Source organism: Mastigocoleus testarum BC008 (genome assembly GCF_001456025.1).
Taxonomy (GTDB): domain Bacteria; phylum Cyanobacteriota; class Cyanobacteriia; order Cyanobacteriales; family Nostocaceae; genus Mastigocoleus; species Mastigocoleus testarum.
The window spans coordinates 34016-52582 of record NZ_LMTZ01000152.1 but is presented as its reverse complement, the minus strand read 5'-3'; the positions used below and the strand labels follow the sequence as shown (position 1 = coordinate 52582).

Sequence of the window (18567 nt, the reverse complement as noted above, 5' to 3'; positions counted from 1 at the left end):
TATCAAAATTCACTGATGACTGATGATTGCTAACCAACAAGTTCCCAAATTTCAACATATTTTAGAGAAGATCGTTTTACACAAACGTCAAGAGGTTAACCAAAAAAAAGAGTCATTTCCTCTAACACGTGTAAAACAACAATTTGCATCTCCTCCACAAAATTTTCTGCGCGCATTGCGATCTAATCAGCATAAGCCCGCAATTATAGCCGAAGCTAAGAAAGCTTCACCTAGTAGAGGTATTATCCGTGCAGACTTCAACCCTGCAGAAATTGCTCGAGCTTACGAAAATGGTGGTGCTAGTTGTATTTCAGTCCTAACGGATGAAAAGTTTTTTCAAGGTAGTTTCAATAACTTACAAATAGTTCGAAACTCCGTCAAATTACCTTTGTTGTGCAAAGAATTTATTGTCGACCCATATCAAATTTATCTCGCACGGGTCAACGGAGCAGATGCTGTATTACTAATTGCAGCAATTTTATCCGACTTACAGTTGATAGATTTTTTGGAGATTACTTATTATCTAGGTATGACAGCTTTAGTAGAGGTACATACTTTAGCTGAGCTAGACAGAGTCTTGAAATTACCTAAAGTGCAATTAGTCGGAATAAATAATCGCAATCTAGAAACCTTTAAAGTGGATCTAGGAACCACAAAAACCTTATTAACAGAGCGTCGACAAGAATTGGAAAATTTGGGTATTACTGTGGTCAGTGAATCTGGTTTATATACCCGCGATGACTTAAATTTTGTTGCTCAAGCAGGAGCTGAAGCTGTCTTAATTGGAGAATCTTTAGTTAAACAATCCGACATTGAGAAGGCTGTAAGAAATCTCCTTCCACAAGAGTCTAAAGACTAACTAGTAACTGATTTATCCATTACCGATTACTTATTACCTATCACCTATCATCTTAAAGAAATGACTTCAATCTCTCAACGTTTTGAAAGTTTAAGAGGAAAAAACCAATGTGCTTTGATCCCTTTCATTACCGCAGGGGATCCCGACCTAGAGACAACAATAGAAGCTCTCAAAGTTCTAGATGCTAGCGGTGCAGACTTTATTGAACTAGGGGTACCCTATTCTGACCCTTTAGCTGATGGTCCTGTGATTCAAGCTGCAGCAACCCGCGCTTTAAACCGGGGAGTGCGACTGCTCGATGTTTTAGACAAAATCCAGCCATTAACTAAAATTCTGCGATCGCCAATTATTCTTTTTACCTATTACAATCCAATTTTGAATTTGGGTATAGAGGAATTTCTAGATCGAGCTGCAGCTTCTGGTATTAAAGGTCTAGTTATCCCAGATTTACCCTTAGAAGAATCTAACCATTTAATTGAAAGCGCTGATGCAGTTGGAATCGAAGTCATTTTATTAGTAACTCCCACAAGTTCTAAAGAACGCATTAAAGCGATCGCTCATCAATCCCGTGGATTTATTTATTTGGTAAGTGTCACAGGTGTTACTGGAATGCGTTCTCAAGTTCAAAGTAGAGTAAAAGATGTACTTCAGGAAATTCGCCAATCCACAAATAAACCAGTTGCAATTGGTTTTGGTATTTCTGGACCAGAGCAAGCACGTCAAATGAAAGAGTGGGGTGCTGATGGTGTCATTGTCGGAAGTGCTTTTGTTCAAAAATTAGCGGAAAGTACACCATTTAACGGACTGCGGAATATTAAAGACTTCTGTAGCGAACTTAAATCATCAATTTCTTTAATCAGTAGTGCTAAGTAATTTCTGAAACTTAAGCTCCTAATATTCTTAATCTCTTTTACTTCTAATCTCTTTTACTTTTGATGCTCAGAGCGTCTTAAGTATTTAGCAGTTTCTTTCCTTTCCAGTAATTTCACATCGATTGCTCCCACCCTGATTCGTTTAATATTAGACATCTGCAAAAATCGTTATGTTAGCAAATAAACCTAATAATCCTAAAGTTTCAAATTTACCCCTCGCTCAACAACCTGATGCTAATGGTAGATTTGGTCAATTTGGTGGTAAATACGTACCAGAAACTTTAATGTCAGCTCTGAAAGAACTCGAAGCTGCATTTGAACGATATCGCAACGATCCAGAGTTTAAAAATGAACTGCAAGGATTATTATTCGAATACGTTGGGCGTTCTACACCTCTGTATTTTGCTAAACGTCTAACAGCTCGTTATGCAAAACCTGATGGTACAGGACCACAAATATACTTAAAAAGAGAAGATTTAAATCATACCGGAGCACACAAAATTAATAATGCCCTGGGTCAGGTATTATTAGCTCAAAGAATGGGTAAGAAGCGTGTTGTAGCAGAAACTGGAGCCGGTCAACATGGCGTTGCAACCGCAACTGTATGTGCTTTATTTGGTTTGAAGTGCATCATATACATGGGTGTCCATGACATGAAAAGACAAGCTTTAAATGTTTTCCGCATGCGACTCATGGGCGCAGAAGTACAAGCTGTAGAAGCAGGAACAGGAACACTTAAAGATGCTACCAGCGAAGCTATTAGAGATTGGGTGACAAATGTCGAAACAACTCATTATATTTTAGGCTCAGTTGCTGGACCCCACCCTTACCCAATGATGGTACGGGAATTTCAAGCTGTAATTGGTAGAGAAACTCGCGCTCAAGCGATAGAAAAGTGGGGTGGACTACCTGATATTCTTCTTGCTTGTGTTGGTGGGGGTTCTAATGCGATCGGACTTTTCCACGAATTTGTTGATGAAGCATCCGTACGTTTAATTGGAGTTGAAGCTGCAGGTTTCGGTATTGACACTGACAAACATGCAGCAACACTAACAAAGGGTAGAGTTGGGGTTTTGCACGGAGCAATGAGTTATTTATTGCAGGACGAGAACGGTCAAATTATCGAGCCCCATTCTATTAGTGCAGGTTTGGATTATCCTGGGGTCGGTCCCGAACACAGCTTTCTTAAAGAAATCGGACGTGCTGAATATTACAGCGTGACAGACGAACAAGCTTTAGCTGGATTTCAAAGACTTTCGCAGTTAGAAGGAATTATTCCTGCTCTCGAAACCGCCCATGCAATCGCATATTTAGAAACTCTTTGTCCACAACTCAGCGGTAGTCCGCGGATTATTATCAACTGCTCTGGACGTGGAGATAAAGATGTGCAAACAGTTGCTAAATTTTTAAAGTGAAATAAATCAATTGAAATTTGAAATCCTCTAACTGTTATCTATTTCATTAGTCCCGACGGATTGTAGAGACGTAGGGTGGTGCGTCTCTACAGGAGTCATAGGAAAACAAGCAAGTTAGAATTAATTAAAATAAACCACTAGAATCTAAGAAGATTTGAGTTTGAGAGTAAATATTATCTACCTTTAAGTTTTGAGATCTAAGTCCTGAAATCTAAATACTAAAATTTAAATCCTGAAATTTATTACTTGTTCCCATTCTCGCTCGGCTGAGATAATAATCCTTAAGTGTTCTAAATTTAAAATCTGGACAGATTCAAGACTTTGGGAAAACCGACGACTATCGAAATATTAAAACTACTCCAATATTTCAATTCATCAATAATCCTAACAACCGAATAACTCATTAACGGAAAACTAGTAATTGATATGGTTTCAACTAAAACAGAAAACAAAACATCAAACCGAGACTTCCCTGAATGGTCTAAACTGTTACAACAAATTTTAGATGGAAAGTCCCTTTCTGTATATCAAGCATCTGATTTAATGTATGGTTGGTTGAGTGATTCCATACCTCCATCCTTATCAGGTGCAATTTTAGCCGCAATTCAGATGAGAGGTGTTTCTGCTGATGAATTGCTGGGTATGGTAAAGGTTTTATATTCTCAATCAGTCAGAGCAACTTTGCGAGATCGAGTTGTTGGAACCTCACCTTTAGTTGATACTTGTGGAACTGGTGGTGATGGTGCGTCAACATTTAATATTTCTACAGCAGTTGCTTTTGTTACAGCTGCAGCAGGAATTAAAGTCGCTAAACATGGTAACCGTTCCGCATCCGGTAAAACTGGTTCGGCAGATGTATTGGAAGGATTGGGTTTAAATCTCAAAGCAGGCAGTAAAAAAGTTCAAGAGGCTGTTGATGCAGTTGGAATTACTTTTTTATTTGCACCGGATTGGCATCCCACACTTAAAGTTGTTGCACCATTACGGAAAAAACTTAAGGTCCGGACAGTTTTTAACTTGCTGGGTCCATTAATTAATCCATTAAGACCCACAGGACAGGTAATTGGTGTTAATCATCCCAGTTTAGTGGAAACTTTTGCTATGGTTCTTCACCAAATGGGAATTAACCGTGCAATCACACTTCATGGACGGGAAAAATTAGATGAAGCTGGTCTTGGTGATAAAACTGACTTAGCTTTAGTTTCCGATGGTAAAATCCATTTATTAGAATTAGAACCCCAAGATTTTGGATTGCGTTCAGCCCCTGTGACTGCACTTCGGGGCGGAGATGTTCGAGAAAATGTAGAAATTCTTAAAGGAGCTCTTTCGGGTAAAGGAACCCAAGCACAACAAGATGTGATAGCTTTAAATGCTGCGTTTGCTTTGTATGTTGGTGAAATAATTCCAGATACAGGAGATCATTTACAGAATTTTACTCAAGCCGTTAATCTGGCTCAAGATATCCTTCGTAGTGGAGCAGCTTGGAATAAATTAGAAGAGCTTGCCGATTTTCTTCGTTAGGGATAAAGAATGGGAAGTGGGAACGGGTATTTTATTATTCCAATTCCCAATTCCTTGGCTAAGAAGTAGAAAGTAAGAAGTAATGAATAAGGAGTCAGAACAGACCGCGCTGACAGGGTTAACGTAAGTGGGGCGTAAAGCACAGCAAAATACCTAATCCCCAACCTCACACTACTTCCCACACTCCCCACACTTCCCACACTTCTCCCAGTCCCCAATTTCCAAAAAATCACAAAGTTATCAGATAATAGAAAATATATTTTTATATACCTTTAAAGTCAGTAGATTCAAAACTAGAGTGAAAAAGTTAATTCGCGGTCTCGATCATTTTCAGCAACACTATGTTACTGAGCACCTAGAACTTCTGGAACAACTTTCCCATGGGCAGAAACCCAGAGTTTTATTTATCACATGTTCTGACTCTAGGGTTGCACCGAATCTTATTACTAGTACGGATATCGGAGACTTATTTGTCATTCGCAATGCAGGAAACATTATCCCGCCTTACGGTGCAGCAAATGGGGGAGAAGGTGGAACCATTGAATATGCTATAACCGCCCTAGGAATTGAGCAAGTTGTAGTATGCGGTCACTCCCACTGTGGAGCAATGAAGGGACTACTCAAACTCAATAAACTTCAGGCTGATATGCCTTTAGTATACGACTGGTTAAAACATGCCGAAGCAACTCGACGTTTAGTCAAAGAGAATTATAAAGATTATTCCGAAGAAGAATTAGTTGAAACTTTAGTTGCAGAAAATGTTTTAATTCAAATCGAAAACCTCAAAACCTATCCAGTTATTAGAGCTAAGCTTCATCAAGGTAGATTACAAATTTATGCTTGGATCTATCAAATTGAAACAGGAGAGGTTTTAGCATATGATGCTGATACTCACACCTACGTTCATCCCCAAAGTCAATTGCCTAATGGTAAGACTCAAGGTAAAGTAAGTTCTCTAGCTCCATACTTATCAGATCGAGATTCCAAAGTAGATAACGAATCTATAGGTAATCTCAGAATTGCATTTGCAGATTTGTTAGTAGCCGATCCTAAGTCCGGGAAAGAAGCAGAAGCTGCGATACAGTCACTTTTGGGTTTATTTAAACAAGCGCAGAATTCTGGTATGAACCGCAATGAGTTGAAAAATTATCATGCTTTGTTTGCTGAACCAATTCAGGTTTGGACCAGTAAGATTTACGCCCATGTTTAAAAATTAAAAATAAAAACTAAAAATTCGTAATTTGAGTATGGATAACGTGACGCTCCCACACTGAATTAAAAATTACAGTGTGGGCTTCTGGTATCTTTCTAATCAAGAAATCAAATTATTGAAACATTGATTTTTCCTAGATATTTGCATCAAAAGCATTACGCATTCACCAATGCCTATTTTTTAGTACACCTAAAAGGAGTAATTAATACTCCCACTTCCAGTTGCGAATTTCTGGCATATCTTCGCCGTGTTTCGCAATATAGTGTTTGTGTTCGATCAATTTATCTTTGAGCATTTGCTTAGCATAAGCTGCAGTCGATCCTAGTTTTGGTACGCGGTCAATTACATCTATTACGAGATGGAAGCGATCTAAATCGTTCATTACCACCATATCAAAGGGTGTTGTTGTGGTTCCCTCTTCTTTATAACCACGCACGTGGAGATTTTTATGGTTTGTCCGGCGATAGGTTAGGCGGTGGATTAACCAAGGATAACCGTGGAAAGCAAAAATTATTGGTTTGTCAGTTGTGAATAGTAAATCAAAATTTATATCACTTAAACCGTGGGGATGTTCGCTTTCTGGTTGTAGGGTCATTAAGTCTACGACGTTGATTACCCGTACTTTTAAGTCAGGGAAATTCTGCCGCATAATATCCACAGCCGCCAAAGTTTCTAAAGTGGGAATATCTCCCGCACAAGCCATGATAACATCAGGTTCCCCATCTCGGTCATTACTTGCCCATTCCCAAATACTAATGCCTTTGGTACAGTGCTTAATGGCTGCATCCATGTCTAAGTATTGCAGCGCGGGTTGCTTACCAGCTACAACTACATTCACATAATTACGACTACGCAAACAATGGTCTGTGACCGAAAGCAGAGTATTAGCATCGGGTGGTAAATAAACCCGAACAATTTCCGCCTTTTTATTGATTACATGGTCGAGAAAACCTGGATCTTGATGGCTAAAACCATTGTGGTCTTGTCGCCAAACATGAGAAGTCAGCAGATAGTTTAAAGAAGCTATAGGTCTGCGCCAAGGAATGTGACGAGTAGTCTTTAACCACTTAGCGTGTTGGTTAAACATAGAGTCGATCAGGTGGATAAATGCCTCGTAACAAGAGAAAAAGCCATGACGTCCAGTCAGCAAATAGCCTTCTAACCAACCTTGACAAGTATGTTCGCTGAGGATCTCCATGACCCGACCATCTGAGGAAAGGTGGTCGTCAAAATCATATTTTTCGGCTAACCAAGTTCTATCGGTAACCTCAAATACATTACTCCACCGGTTAGATGCAGTTTCATCAGGACCAAAAATTCTAAAGTTATTATTTTCTAGGTTCTTTTTCATGACATCCCGCAAAAAGGTGCCCATGACGCGGGTAGCTTCAGCAATTGCTTGACCTGGTTTGCTTACCTCAACAGCGTATTTACGGAAATCAGGCATTTTCAGATCTCGCAGCAGCATACCACCATTAGTATGAGGATTGTCTCCCATACGGCGAGTACCTTTGGGTGCAAGTTCTGCGAATTCTGCAATGAATCGACCGTTTTCATCGAACAGTTCTTCTGGCTTGTAATTCGCCATCCAGTCTTCTAACTGCTGCAGATATTGGGGATTGTTCCGGACATTAGCAAGGGGTACCTGGTGCGATCGCCAATAATCTTCAGTTTTTTGATCATCAACTTCTTTGGGTCCAGTCCAACCCTTAGGCGATCGCAAAATAATCATCGGCCATTGGGGACGACCTATGTAACTATTAGTGCGAGCATATTCTTGAATCTCCTTAATTTCCCGCATGATGGTATTCAAGGTTCCCGCCATCAGTTGGTGCATTGTTTCGGGGTCAGAACCCTCTACAAAATAAGGTTTATAGCCATATCCAACAAACAGTTCTTGCAATTCCTCATGACTGAGGCGTGCTAATATTGTTGGGTTGGCTATTTTATACCCATTGAGATGCAAAATTGGTAAAACAGCACCGTCATGAATAGGGTTAAGGAATTTATTTGAATGCCAACTTGCTGCTAAAGGTCCAGTTTCAGCCTCGCCATCTCCAACAACACAAGCAGCGATTAAGTCAGGATTATCAAAAACCGCACCATAAGCATGGGAGACAGCATAGCCTAACTCACCGCCTTCGTGGATACTTCCTGGAGTCTCTGGCGCAACGTGGCTAGGGATTCCACCAGGGAAGGAAAACTGTTTGAACAGCCTCTTCATACCCACGGTATCTTGGGAAACATTAGGATAATATTCGCTGTAAGTTCCTTCCAAATAAGTGTTAGCTACCAATCCGGGACCACCATGACCGGGACCTGCAATATAAATTATGTTAGAGTCATATCTATTAATTACTCGGTTGAGGTGAGCATAAATAAAGTTTAATCCAGGTGTGGTTCCCCAGTGTCCTAATAGTCTGGGTTTTATATGCTCCAGCTTTAGAGGTTCCCGTAGTAAAGGATTATCTAACAGATATATTTGCCCTACAGACAAATAGTTCGCAGCCCGCCAATAGGCATCTATTTTGCGTAACTCTTCTGCCGATAAGGGCTTAGTTTGAATTGAAGCAGCTACTGTCATAAAAAAGTTTCCTCACATTTGAACGATAATCAATAGGATTAAATCAATATAAATTAGTGCCAATATTGTGCTATGTTTTGTGATTTTAATTAGCAACAATAGATGAACATCTAATTATTATCAATTAGCGATTAGCATCCAAAGTATATTGATCCATTCCTATATATTTTTCCTCGCAATATGTTAATCAATCAGCTTTAAATAAGCTTTCATCAAATACACTTGTCAGCATATCGCATCAGTACTGTATGTGCCATAACCATATGAATTTCAAAAATATTCTTTTGAGATAAATAGCAAAATCAAATGAGAAAATGTTTCTATTTAGATAAATTACTTAACACAATAATTCGAATCATTTGTATCAAATTCATTTAATTCTTTTTCATCAAAGTTCTCCGGAGCTAGCTGCTCGTGGTCTCCTCAGCTGATTCTACAATCAACATCAAGCAGATATACGTAATTTCTTGCTATCAGAGCATAGATATTTTTGGTATTATGTAAGGATGATTCAATAAAGACTTATAAGAAATAAATTATCCAAAAAAATTTAATTTTTGTGATGGTTTTTGTAAACTCCACGGCTTATTCCTGCTGCGTTTGTTTTAACGACTTCCCTAGCGAGCTCCTGAGCCTTCAGAGATAAGCGTGATGTTGGGTAGAAAGATTTGTATCGTCATAGAACCTCACTCAGGAAAGAGTTTGATTTTGTTTAAGCTTTAAAATAAGAGTGCTTGTCGAGCGAACAGACTCGACGAGGATTACTTAAATACCCTCTACTTACTCCACTAAGATTTAGCGAATACTGACTGAAAAATAAATTTTGAATAAGAAATTTTATACTCTCAATATTTTAATCCTAGACGTTGCAACAAAGCCGTTATTGAGAAGATGTCTAATAAAAACTACAAAATTATAATTAGCAAAATTTTAACCTTTTCATAAACTAACCAAAATTTTAGAAGCTTTAATTAAATAGAAAAAAATATCATTAAAGACAAATTTGGAGGTTGTAATTGTAACTTATTTACTAATTGCAACTTCTTATTAAGGCTTGAGGTAATTTTATTTTTACTTTTGATTTCATCCGATAATAATATTTGCCTCCACAATGTATAATAATCACTACATACAAGGCTCAGCCTGACAAGAAGAGGATATTTATTTCGGTTATATTTGGATTTACTGCGGGAAATTCGTAATTATTAATTTCTTAAAATCACTTAAGTTTAATAAACAAAAGGTCTTGTATTACTTTAAACAAAGTAATTTAATTATCTATTTCTAAAAACATTTTTTTTGCGTGACCCCCATTGACATCCCGGTTATTTTGGGGAATGAATAAACTAAAATTTCCGGTCATAGTTTCCGGAATAAGTAATTGATATTGGACCAATAGTTTTCGGACTTCCTGTCTGAAACTACCATTAATCCAATATTAAACATGCGCACTATAACGCAAAGATTAAATAGAGATTAAGCAGAGATTAAACTTATTATGTCTAAACTTTCACGTCGACAGTTTGCTGCATTAGTTGTCGCATCTGCTGCAGGTACTGCTGTCGCTCCCATTGGTTTGCTAAATGGTCGCCGGGTTTTGGCTGACGAAGGCGAAGAAGGTGATGATGATGAAAGAGAAGGAAAAAAGAAGTGTTCTACTGCCAGTTTTAGCGTATTTGGTTTTGGTCCCCTAAGTCCTGTAATTCCCTTAAATACAAATCAATTGGGTGACGTTGCAGGTGCTGGTGATCTACGTAATGTTCCCCTGTTGCTACTACCGGCAGGATTTCAATATAAAGCTATTTCCATTAGGGGAGAAGTAATGAGCGATGGTGCGCTTGTTCCCGGCGACCATGATGGTATGGCTTGTTTTCCCGGTCCGAGAGGTTCTCGTACTAATATTTTGGTGCGCAACCACGAATTAAGTCCTACAGAGGAGGAAGCAGGTAATCTAAAAGGAGCCTTAGCTCCAAACGGTAGACAGTACGATACCTTCCAAGGAGAGGCTGCTGGTCTTGGAAGTGGAGGTACTACGACTGTTGTAGTGAATTATAAGGGTGACGTAGTAAAGCATTTTATTTCTCTGGGAGGTACGATCCGTAACTGTGCTGGCGGTCCAAGCCCTTGGGGTTCTTGGATTAGTTGTGAGGAAAATGTCTCAACACCCACCAACGACGAACTGGTTACCAAAAAACATGGTTATAACTTTGAGGTTCCTGCTTTCGCTACTGAAGCTGTTGAGCCAGTTCCCCTAGTTGCAATGGGTCGGATGAACCATGAAGCAGTATCTGTAGATCGTTCTGGGATTGTCTATGAGACGGAAGATCGGGGTGATAGTTGTTATTACAAGTTTGTCCCGAATGTAGTACAGCGTGGTGGACGAATTCGTCGTCCCGGTCAGTTACAAGAAGGTGGTTCGCTCTTTGCAATTGCGATCGAGCCAAATCAAAAATCTAAGTGTACTGGTGAACCCTTACCTACCGTTATGGCTCCTATTGATAATCCAACAACCAAAGTTGTTGATACTCGTGGTTTAGATCGCGGAGCTTCAGGTAGTATGCTTCCATTCTTAGGTCAGCCCCTCAAGGTTCGCTGGGTGAAACTTGATGATGTCGATCCAGATGAAGACACTCTGCGATACGAAGCCCAGTCTAAGGGAGCAACAATTTTCTGGCGCGGTGAAGGTGCTTGGGAATACAAGGGTTTACATTATTGGGTGAACAGCGGTGCAGGTGATGCTGGTGAAGGTCAAGTTTGGTGTTATAACCCCAAAAAACAAACCGTTACCATGATTGTTGAATCGACCGAGGAAAACCTACTAGATGGTCCTGACAACATGACTTTTGCCCCCGATGGTACGATCTATCTTTGCGAAGATGGTAGTAGTGGGGAACCTGGAACTCCAAACTTCAGTCAGCGCGTTGTGGGTGTAGATGCTTCAGGTGGCTTGTTTACCTTTGCTCAAAACAATCTCGATACGAGCGAATTTGCTGGAGCATGTTTTTCGCGTAATGGAAAATTTATGTATGTTAATTCTCAGGGAGTTGGTATTACTTACGCCATTTGGCGCACCGATGGTCGTTCGATTTCCTTAGGTGATGGAGATGACGATGGTAGAGGTGATGATGATTAAGGCAATAAGGATTATTTGATCGCAGCGGAAAAATATTGCCATAATAATCTGACATAACTTAGCCCAAAAATCCACCTTGGTGTACATTTCCTAGCTAATAGTAAATATCTGATAAATCTGCATCTTTGACCATTTGCAACAACTAAGAGGCAGAGTGGAGTCTTCGAACTATATCCCCCACGGTCGAGTGGCACGTTCGTTAAGACTCAAACCTTTAACTGATTGGGTTTGGGGAGTGTGGGAGGTGTGGAAATTGTGCCATTCAGTTTCGTGCAAAAATCCTCATTAATTAAACTCCTCTGCCCCTCTTCCCTCTTCCTTCTTCCTTCGCTGTGACAAGATTGCATCTTAGGTATTTATTTTGCGACTTACAAATACTGTTTATCAAATACCATCTATCTTTATTTTTTCTAGAAAGTATAGATATGAGTGCGACAAAGTAAATCCGCAACCAAAGAATCCACTATTTTAAATTTGAGGATAATACGGGGATAAAATTCTTTAGGGTTGTTAACAACAATTAAATTAAGTTCACCAAAGTAATTATATTTAGTTCAAACCAATATCGATTTGCATACCAAAGATATTCTATCTTCAACTAATAAAATTTATGAAATCAGGAGTAAACCAAGCAATAAATAATACTGTGATATTTTTTTGAGTGTCATAGCAGTTTAAAAAATAACGATTTCAGACATATTACGACCTCAAATAAAGTATTTATTTTAACCTTAAGCTTACAGTGAGTCGAAAAGAGAAAATTCAAAGTACTGTATTTGGGTAACTCTAAGATAGGTATACTACCTTGGAACGCGAAAATTTATTGGTAGTAATGTTAAATTGAAAAAGATCTGAATACAGAAAGTAAAAATTTCTAAAGCTGTTCTTAAATATAAAGAATTGACAATTTCTAGTTACATAATTAATTATTCAACTGGAAACAATTTAGATCGTAAAACCAAGTTACAAAAAATACAATTAGCGGCAAGTATGAGGTGGCAAGAATCTATCCCATTTTTACTAACGGTAGCCGTATTTTTAATTGCGGTTAGTCTAAAAAATCCAATATTGCTGTTTTGTTTGCTGATGGGAAGTTTACTCGTCATCGTTATCAGACAAGTTGGAAATCAGGTGCATTTACCAAAGAAATGGTTATTAATATGTCAAATTTTAGCAGTTGCAGTTATTTTAAGCGCATTTTGGCTGGATTATTTTGCTGCACCAGCACATGCACAATTCTTTGGTAAGGCTGAAGATTTTTTTAAAAATACCCTAACTCAAGGTACCGACGCAGGAAACACCCAACCTGCAGTCAGTTTGGTGTTTAATGTTCTAAGAGCACTTTATTTGCTTTATATTGCAGTTGCCTTAATTGGTGTGGTCAATGCGGTTCGTAAGGATGAAGATTGGCAAAGTATTGCTAGAACACCTTTACTAGTAGTAGTAGCAGTTACTATCGCTGACGTCCTCACGGGCTTTATCATTGGTGATACCAGTGGTAGCTGAGGAATCACTTATCAGTTAACAGTTGACAGTGACCCATTACCCATTACCCATTACCCATTACCCATTACCATTAACAAATGTCTGAAGAAAGAGATAAGGATTTTCGACCTGTAAACCGGATATTGGGAACTCAACCATCATTAGGACCCTTACCCGCAGATCAAGTATTTCCTTGGACAATCATTGCTTTAGCCTCTTATTTTGTTGTCAATGGAGTTTTTGGAGGAGTTTTTCAGGATGACTTTCAAAAATGGCTGTGGACTTCACTAATTGCTGGTTGGGGTATGGGAACGTGGTGGATTTTAACTGGTGGAAGGAGTTGGCGGTTTCTTAGCAAGTTTATTGGCGTCCCTACTTGGACAAGAGGTTTAGCCCGTTATCGAAGTTTTCTGGAAGTAAAACATGAAGGAAAAAATCGGAAAACAAAGCGTCGGTCTCGCAGGAAGCGACGTTAGATTAACTCCTTTTGAGGATTCTCTCCATCTTGCTACCATGCTGCAGGTCAGTTTGGATGGTAGGGAGGTGGGGGCTTATGTTCTTACCAAGGGTAATCAAAAAGATAGATTTTGCTTTGTTTTCGGGTTTGATTGTCAGGGTATTCATACAACCCTCAGACCAGAGCAAGTTGATACGATTTGTAATAATATCGAAGCTGGCTTAAAAGATATTCCTGCAGGGGAAAGGCTGACGTTTCACCTAAGTTCCTTTAGCTCGGAAACTCAGCGTCAAGAGGAATTGTCATCTCTAGTTAAGGATGCGGCTTCAGTTGACATCAAATATCTTTTGATGGCGGAGCGTGCCAGGGTGAGAGAATTGACCCGGGATGGTATTCGCAAACCCAAGTTTTTACGAATTTATGTGACCTATACAGTTGAACCCAACGCTGCTGAAACTGATGATTGGATTGAGAGGTTACTTGCAAAAGGTGAAGATTGGTGGCTGAGGTTTAAGGGGGACGCCACAGTATTAGCAAACCAGCATTTGGAAACGGTTATCCTTAATGCTTATAAAGAAGGTTTTCGCCGTTGGGAGCAGATCCTATCCAATAAAATGGGTTTGGATGTCAAAGCGATGAACGCAGGTGAGCTATGGGAAGAAATTTGGTACCGGTTTAACCATACATCAGCAATTGAGATTCCCCAATTACTAATCTTAAATGAGGAAGGATTGCATGAAGAGGTTTATTCCGATCTAGCTAGTAGCAAGTTACTGATAGATAATCCCCACAGTACAACTTTGTTAATGGAATCTCACATCCCCTGCGCTGATCGCCGTTGGGTACATGTAAAAAATCGTTATATCGGTGTATTAACTTTTCTAGAGAAACCCGGAGGTTGGCAAAATAAACAATCCCAATTGCGTTATTTATGGGAGTTGCTCGCTAGGGAAGCAGTGGTCGATACAGAGGTTTTTTGTCAATTGAGTGCAGCAAACCCAGGATTAGTCAAAAATACATTGCAGCGCGTCCTCAAACAATCAAATATGACTGCTACGATGGCGCAGTCGAAAAGTAAAACCATAGATGTTAACGCCCAGTTAAAACTAAAAAAATCCTTAGCAGCACAAGAACAAATATACGAAGGTGCCGTACCTATTTATACTGGAGTTACAGTTTTAGTACATAGGGATAGTACAGAAAAGCTAGACGAAGCAACAAAATATATTGAGAACAGCTTTCAGCGTCCAGCACAGGTGATTAGGGAAACAGAATATGCCTGGAAAATATGGTTGCAAACTTTACCTATAGTTTGGGAAGTCTTGTTAGCAAAACCCTTTAATCGCCGTCAACTATATTTAACAAATGAAGTACCGGGACTAATACCTCTCGTCCATACCCGCAAGGGCGATCGCCAAGGGTTTGAGTTGATTGCTGAAGAAGGAGGAACGCCGGTACATTTGGACTTATTTAAGCGACATAAAAATTTAGCATTATTTGCTACTACCCGTGCAGGTAAATCAGTATTAGTGTCGGGAATTTTAACCCAAGCCTTAGCCCATAATATTCCGGTCGTCGCCTTAGATTTTCCTAAGCCTGATGGTACGTCTACTTTTACCGACTATACAGAATTTATGTCCGGTTGGGGAGCTTATTTCGATATCTCCAAACAATCAAATAACCTATTTGAACAACCAGATTTACGTTTCTTGAGTCCTGAGGAACAACGCGATCGCTTTCAAGATTATGTTGGCTTTTTAGAATCAGCTTTGATGACCATGGTTTTGGGTTCATCTAACCAAGACCAACTGCTATCACAAACAGTACGTTCCGTTCTCAACTTAGCTTTAGCAGCTTTCTTTCAAGATGCGGGAATCAATCAAAGATATCAAGATGCGATCGAGGGGGGTTTCGGGAGTCATGCTTGGGACAAAACGCCCACATTACACGACTTTTTAACATTTTGTTCTTCCGAACATTTACAGATGGAAACCCTAGGTGGCAGAGTAGAAGATGCTCTGAGTCAAATTCACCTCAGATTAAGATTTTGGTTATCAAGTCGTGTAGGTAAAGCAATTTCCTATCCTTCAAGCTTTCCAACTGATGCTCAGCTTTTGGTCTTTGCTCTGAGAAACTTATCGGATAGTGAAGATGCAGCAGTTCTATCCCTAAGCGCTTATTCTGCCGCATTACGCCGCGCCCTTAGCAGTCCAGCTTCCATATTTTTTATTGATGAGGCACCAATTTTATTTGAATTTGACCAAATTTCTGATTTAGTAGGAAGAATTTGTGCAAACGGAGCCAAAGCAGGTGTGAGAGTAATTTTATCAGCCCAGGACCCGGATACGATCGCGAAATCAAAAGCAGCATCGAAAATTTTGCAAAACTTAACTACCAGGTTAATAGGAAGGATTCAACCAGTCGCAGTAGACAGTTTTGTCGATATTTTAAAATATCCCCGTCAAATTATCGGACGTAATGCATCAGAAAGTTTCTTTCCCCGCAAAGAAGGTATTTACAGTCAATGGTTGCTTGATGACAACGGAATTTACACTTTTTGTCGCTATTATCCAGGTTACGAGCAACTTGCAGTGGTAGCGAATAACCCCGACGAACAAAGCGCTCGTCAAAAAAGTATGCAAAAGTATGAAGATAAATATGAAGCGATTTCCAGCTTTGCACGTCAATTAGTCGCATCTTTGCGGGGGGGTTAGGGATTGGGGATAGCACTGCGTGCCGCCTTGCGGCATATGGGGACTGGCGACTGGGGATTAGGGATTGGCGACTAGGAATGAAAAATTGAGTTACCAATTACCAATTACCCATTACCAATTACCAATTACCCATTACCAATTACCAATTACCCATTACCAATTACCAATTACCTATTACCTATTAAAAATTAACAAATTATAAATACTAATAAATTATGCGAAAAACTGCTTTTTTAACTATCTGTTTTACATTTTTAGTCAGCTTACCAGCGATGGCGCGATTGGGATATATATGGACAGATTTTCAAAACTACGCTGTCGATTTTCAAGATTATTTAACAAATAATATTGACGAAACTGTAAATCCTGCAGGAGAAGGAAGTTTTACCGCAATTAATAATTCTACAGGTGCACTCAATTTACCCAATCCAATTGATGTAAGACAACAGGTCGTTCAAGACGTAACAGATAATTCACTTTCTGACATTTTTGAAAATAATCCAGCAGTTCAAGGTAAGTTAATTGGAAATGAAATCGAACGTCAACTGACCCGTGCTGCGACAGAATCATACTTCGGTGTTAAAGGACAAGAAAGATTACAAATAAAGCTAGAAACTGTTCAAAATGTCATCGAAAATATTGATCGCGAAGCTGATGAAGCGCGTGAAAATAATCAAAATATTCTCAATCAATTAGCTGGTTTAGGTCAAGCAGCAACCGGTCAAAATTTTCTAGGACGATTAATTTCAAATCAAACTAATCTACAACTGCAAATTAATAGACAGCAATCAAGAATGATTGCAGAATCTTTAGGTCAAAATATTAAACAAAATCAATATCTACAGTATTCTAATTTAAACTTGGCAAATATTTCCCAACAAGTAGAAGAAGCAAATAATGCGCGTCGCGTTGACTCAGCTGCATCTGTTGCTAGACTTTTAAGAGCTAGTTCCCAATCAGATTTATTTGGTAGAGAAGAAAATGAGTAATAAGTAATAAGTAATAAGTAATAAGTAATGAGTAATGAGTAATAAGTAATGAGTAATAAGTAATAAGTAATGAGTAACAAGTAATGAGTAACAAGTAAGTAACAAGTAAGGAGTAATGGTTAATTGGTCAATTATTTTTTGACTTATGTCCTACGGACACGCTGAGATGCGCCTGCGGCGAACGCTAATGACTTTTTACTTTTGACTTGTCCTCAATCCCTAATCCCCAAAAATGTATATCAAGATATTGGCTCAAACTGGTGTTGATGAAATTATTGGTGATGGTGCAACAACTGCACGTAGTATCGCTGAAGCTTGGGACGAACAATGGTTAAATTTATTGCAAAATAATAGCAGTGAAAATTTATATGGTTCCTTAACAAATCTTGGCGTTTTTTTTGCGGTGGGTACCCTGCTATTTTTTATGATGCAGTGGCTTAAAGATTTAATTTACAGCGAATACTCCCGCCCTATATCGAGTTTGATTTGGCCGTTTATTGTAGTTCTATTATTAACTAATACTGGTAATGGTTCAGTTCTTTCTAGCTTAACTTTAGGTGTTAGAAATTACATTAATAGTATTAATCAACAGGTGGTAAGAATTGGAGATGCAGACCAATATTATCAACAAGCATTAAGTATGAGCGTCGCCGAAGAGGTTGTAGCTTCTTTTTTGCGTCCTTGTCAATCTTTATCTGGCGAACAGAGGGTTCAGTGTTTTACTAAGGCAACTGAAAAAACTGATACTCTTTGGCAAGAATACCGAGATTTATATGGCGATCGTCCTTGGATTGTAAGGTTGGAAGAACAGGTTAATCAAATTACCTTAAATCCTAATAATGTTTCAGAATTTGCCTTTAATTCTCTCCTTGGTTCCACTATTCAACCAAGTATAAAAAGCTTTCTGATTTCTTTACAGTCTGCTTTTCAAAACTTGATAGAAGTTACAATGTTACTTGTGGCAGCATTGGGTCCGTTAGCTGTGGGTGGTTCATTATTACCTGTAGCTGGAAAACCAATATTTGCATGGGTTACAGGATTTATCGCTATGGGAATTGCCAAAATTTCTTTCAACATTATTGCAATTTTAACTTCAAGTGCGATCGTAAATGGAACATCTTCAAATCCTAATACCAATGTAGACTTGATGTGGTTTATGATTTTCCTGGGAGTTTTAGCACCGATTTTATCTTTGTTAATTGCAGCTTCAGGGGGATTTGCTGTTTTTAACGCAATCAGTAACACAAGCTCTTGGGTCAGTGAAAAAGTTTAGAGATTGAGAGTTAGCTGTTGGCGTTAGCGTGACGCTTTGCTAACCCCAGTCG

13 protein-coding genes are annotated in these 18567 nt (G+C 39.0%); 12 read left to right on the top strand and 1 reads right to left on the bottom strand.

Going from position 1 to position 18567, the window contains the following annotated elements; all coding sequences use genetic code 11:
* Positions 1 to 22: 22 nt before the first annotated feature.
* The 5 genes from trpC (at position 23) to BC008_RS41310 (ending at position 5877) form a co-directional block, all read left to right on the top strand.
* Positions 23 to 859: an indole-3-glycerol phosphate synthase TrpC gene (gene trpC / locus BC008_RS41330; protein WP_027843623.1), complete on the top strand. Its 837-nt coding sequence runs from the start codon at positions 23 to 25 to the stop codon at positions 857 to 859.
* A gap of 60 nt (positions 860 to 919) precedes the next feature.
* Positions 920 to 1732 (top strand): tryptophan synthase subunit alpha, encoded by an 813-nt coding sequence (gene trpA / locus BC008_RS41325; RefSeq protein WP_027843624.1) that lies wholly within the window; start codon positions 920 to 922, stop codon positions 1730 to 1732.
* A gap of 169 nt (positions 1733 to 1901) precedes the next feature.
* Entirely contained in the window at positions 1902 to 3146 is a 1245-nt protein-coding gene (trpB, locus tag BC008_RS41320; protein ID WP_027843625.1) for a tryptophan synthase subunit beta, read from the top strand.
* Positions 3147 to 3572: 426 nt separating this feature from the next.
* Positions 3573 to 4667 (top strand): anthranilate phosphoribosyltransferase, encoded by a 1095-nt coding sequence (gene trpD / locus BC008_RS41315; protein WP_027843626.1) that lies wholly within the window; start codon positions 3573 to 3575, stop codon positions 4665 to 4667.
* Between the two features lie 298 nt (positions 4668 to 4965).
* Positions 4966 to 5877, top strand: a complete 912-nt coding sequence (locus tag BC008_RS41310) for a carbonic anhydrase (RefSeq protein WP_027843627.1) — start codon at positions 4966 to 4968, stop codon at positions 5875 to 5877.
* 205 nt (positions 5878 to 6082) lie between these two features.
* On the opposite strand, the gene BC008_RS41305 is transcribed toward BC008_RS41310, so the two are convergent.
* Positions 6083 to 8464 (bottom strand): phosphoketolase family protein, encoded by a 2382-nt coding sequence (locus tag BC008_RS41305; protein ID WP_027843628.1) that lies wholly within the window; start codon positions 8462 to 8464, stop codon positions 6083 to 6085.
* 1498 nt (positions 8465 to 9962) lie between these two features.
* On the opposite strand from BC008_RS41305, the gene BC008_RS41300 reads away from it, so the two are divergent.
* The 7 genes from BC008_RS41300 (at position 9963) to BC008_RS41275 (ending at position 18515) form a co-directional block, all read left to right on the top strand.
* Positions 9963 to 11597 (top strand): alkaline phosphatase PhoX, encoded by a 1635-nt coding sequence (locus BC008_RS41300; RefSeq protein WP_058184670.1) that lies wholly within the window; start codon positions 9963 to 9965, stop codon positions 11595 to 11597.
* Positions 11598 to 12587: 990 nt separating this feature from the next.
* Positions 12588 to 13103, top strand: coding sequence for a hypothetical protein (locus tag BC008_RS41295; RefSeq protein WP_036265657.1), 516 nt, complete (start codon positions 12588 to 12590; stop codon positions 13101 to 13103).
* A gap of 77 nt (positions 13104 to 13180) precedes the next feature.
* The gene (locus BC008_RS41290) at positions 13181 to 13558 is read left to right on the top strand and encodes a hypothetical protein (protein WP_058184668.1); all 378 of its coding nucleotides are present in this window, start codon (positions 13181 to 13183) and stop codon (positions 13556 to 13558) included.
* A complete protein-coding gene (locus BC008_RS41285) occupies positions 13506 to 16253 on the top strand; it encodes a hypothetical protein (protein ID WP_027843630.1) in 2748 nt (915 codons plus the stop codon). Before BC008_RS41290 ends, BC008_RS41285 begins: the two co-directional genes overlap by 53 nt.
* Positions 16254 to 16317: 64 nt before the next feature.
* On the top strand, positions 16318 to 16455 hold the full coding sequence (locus tag BC008_RS50950; RefSeq protein WP_201026229.1) for a hypothetical protein: 138 nt from the start codon (positions 16318 to 16320) through the stop codon (positions 16453 to 16455).
* 13 nt (positions 16456 to 16468) lie between these two features.
* Complete coding sequence (locus tag BC008_RS41280) at positions 16469 to 17242, top strand: hypothetical protein (RefSeq protein WP_058184666.1); 774 nt, start codon at positions 16469 to 16471, stop codon at positions 17240 to 17242.
* Positions 17243 to 17474: 232 nt separating this feature from the next.
* A complete protein-coding gene (locus BC008_RS41275) occupies positions 17475 to 18515 on the top strand; it encodes a hypothetical protein (RefSeq protein ID WP_027843577.1) in 1041 nt (346 codons plus the stop codon).
* Positions 18516 to 18567: the final 52 nt, after the last annotated feature.

Bases quoted from the DNA above. Each gene is read 5' to 3' on its own strand.
- trpA (WP_027843624.1), top strand. From the start codon at position 920: ATGACTTCAATCTCTCAACGTTTTGAAAGTTTAAGAGGAAAAAACCAA.
- BC008_RS41285 (WP_027843630.1), top strand. From the start codon at position 13,506: ATGAAGGAAAAAATCGGAAAACAAAGCGTCGGTCTCGCAGGAAGCGAC.
- trpD (WP_027843626.1), top strand. From the start codon at position 3,573: ATGGTTTCAACTAAAACAGAAAACAAAACATCAAACCGAGACTTCCCT.
- trpC (WP_027843623.1), top strand. From the start codon at position 23: ATGATTGCTAACCAACAAGTTCCCAAATTTCAACATATTTTAGAGAAG.
- trpB (WP_027843625.1), top strand. From the start codon at position 1,902: ATGTTAGCAAATAAACCTAATAATCCTAAAGTTTCAAATTTACCCCTC.
- BC008_RS41280 (WP_058184666.1), top strand. From the start codon at position 16,469: ATGCGAAAAACTGCTTTTTTAACTATCTGTTTTACATTTTTAGTCAGC.
- BC008_RS41275 (WP_027843577.1), top strand. From the start codon at position 17,475: ATGTATATCAAGATATTGGCTCAAACTGGTGTTGATGAAATTATTGGT.
- BC008_RS41290 (WP_058184668.1), top strand. From the start codon at position 13,181: ATGTCTGAAGAAAGAGATAAGGATTTTCGACCTGTAAACCGGATATTG.
- BC008_RS41295 (WP_036265657.1), top strand. From the start codon at position 12,588: ATGAGGTGGCAAGAATCTATCCCATTTTTACTAACGGTAGCCGTATTT.
- BC008_RS41300 (WP_058184670.1), top strand. From the start codon at position 9,963: ATGTCTAAACTTTCACGTCGACAGTTTGCTGCATTAGTTGTCGCATCT.
- BC008_RS41305 (WP_027843628.1), bottom strand. From the start codon at position 8,464: ATGACAGTAGCTGCTTCAATTCAAACTAAGCCCTTATCGGCAGAAGAG.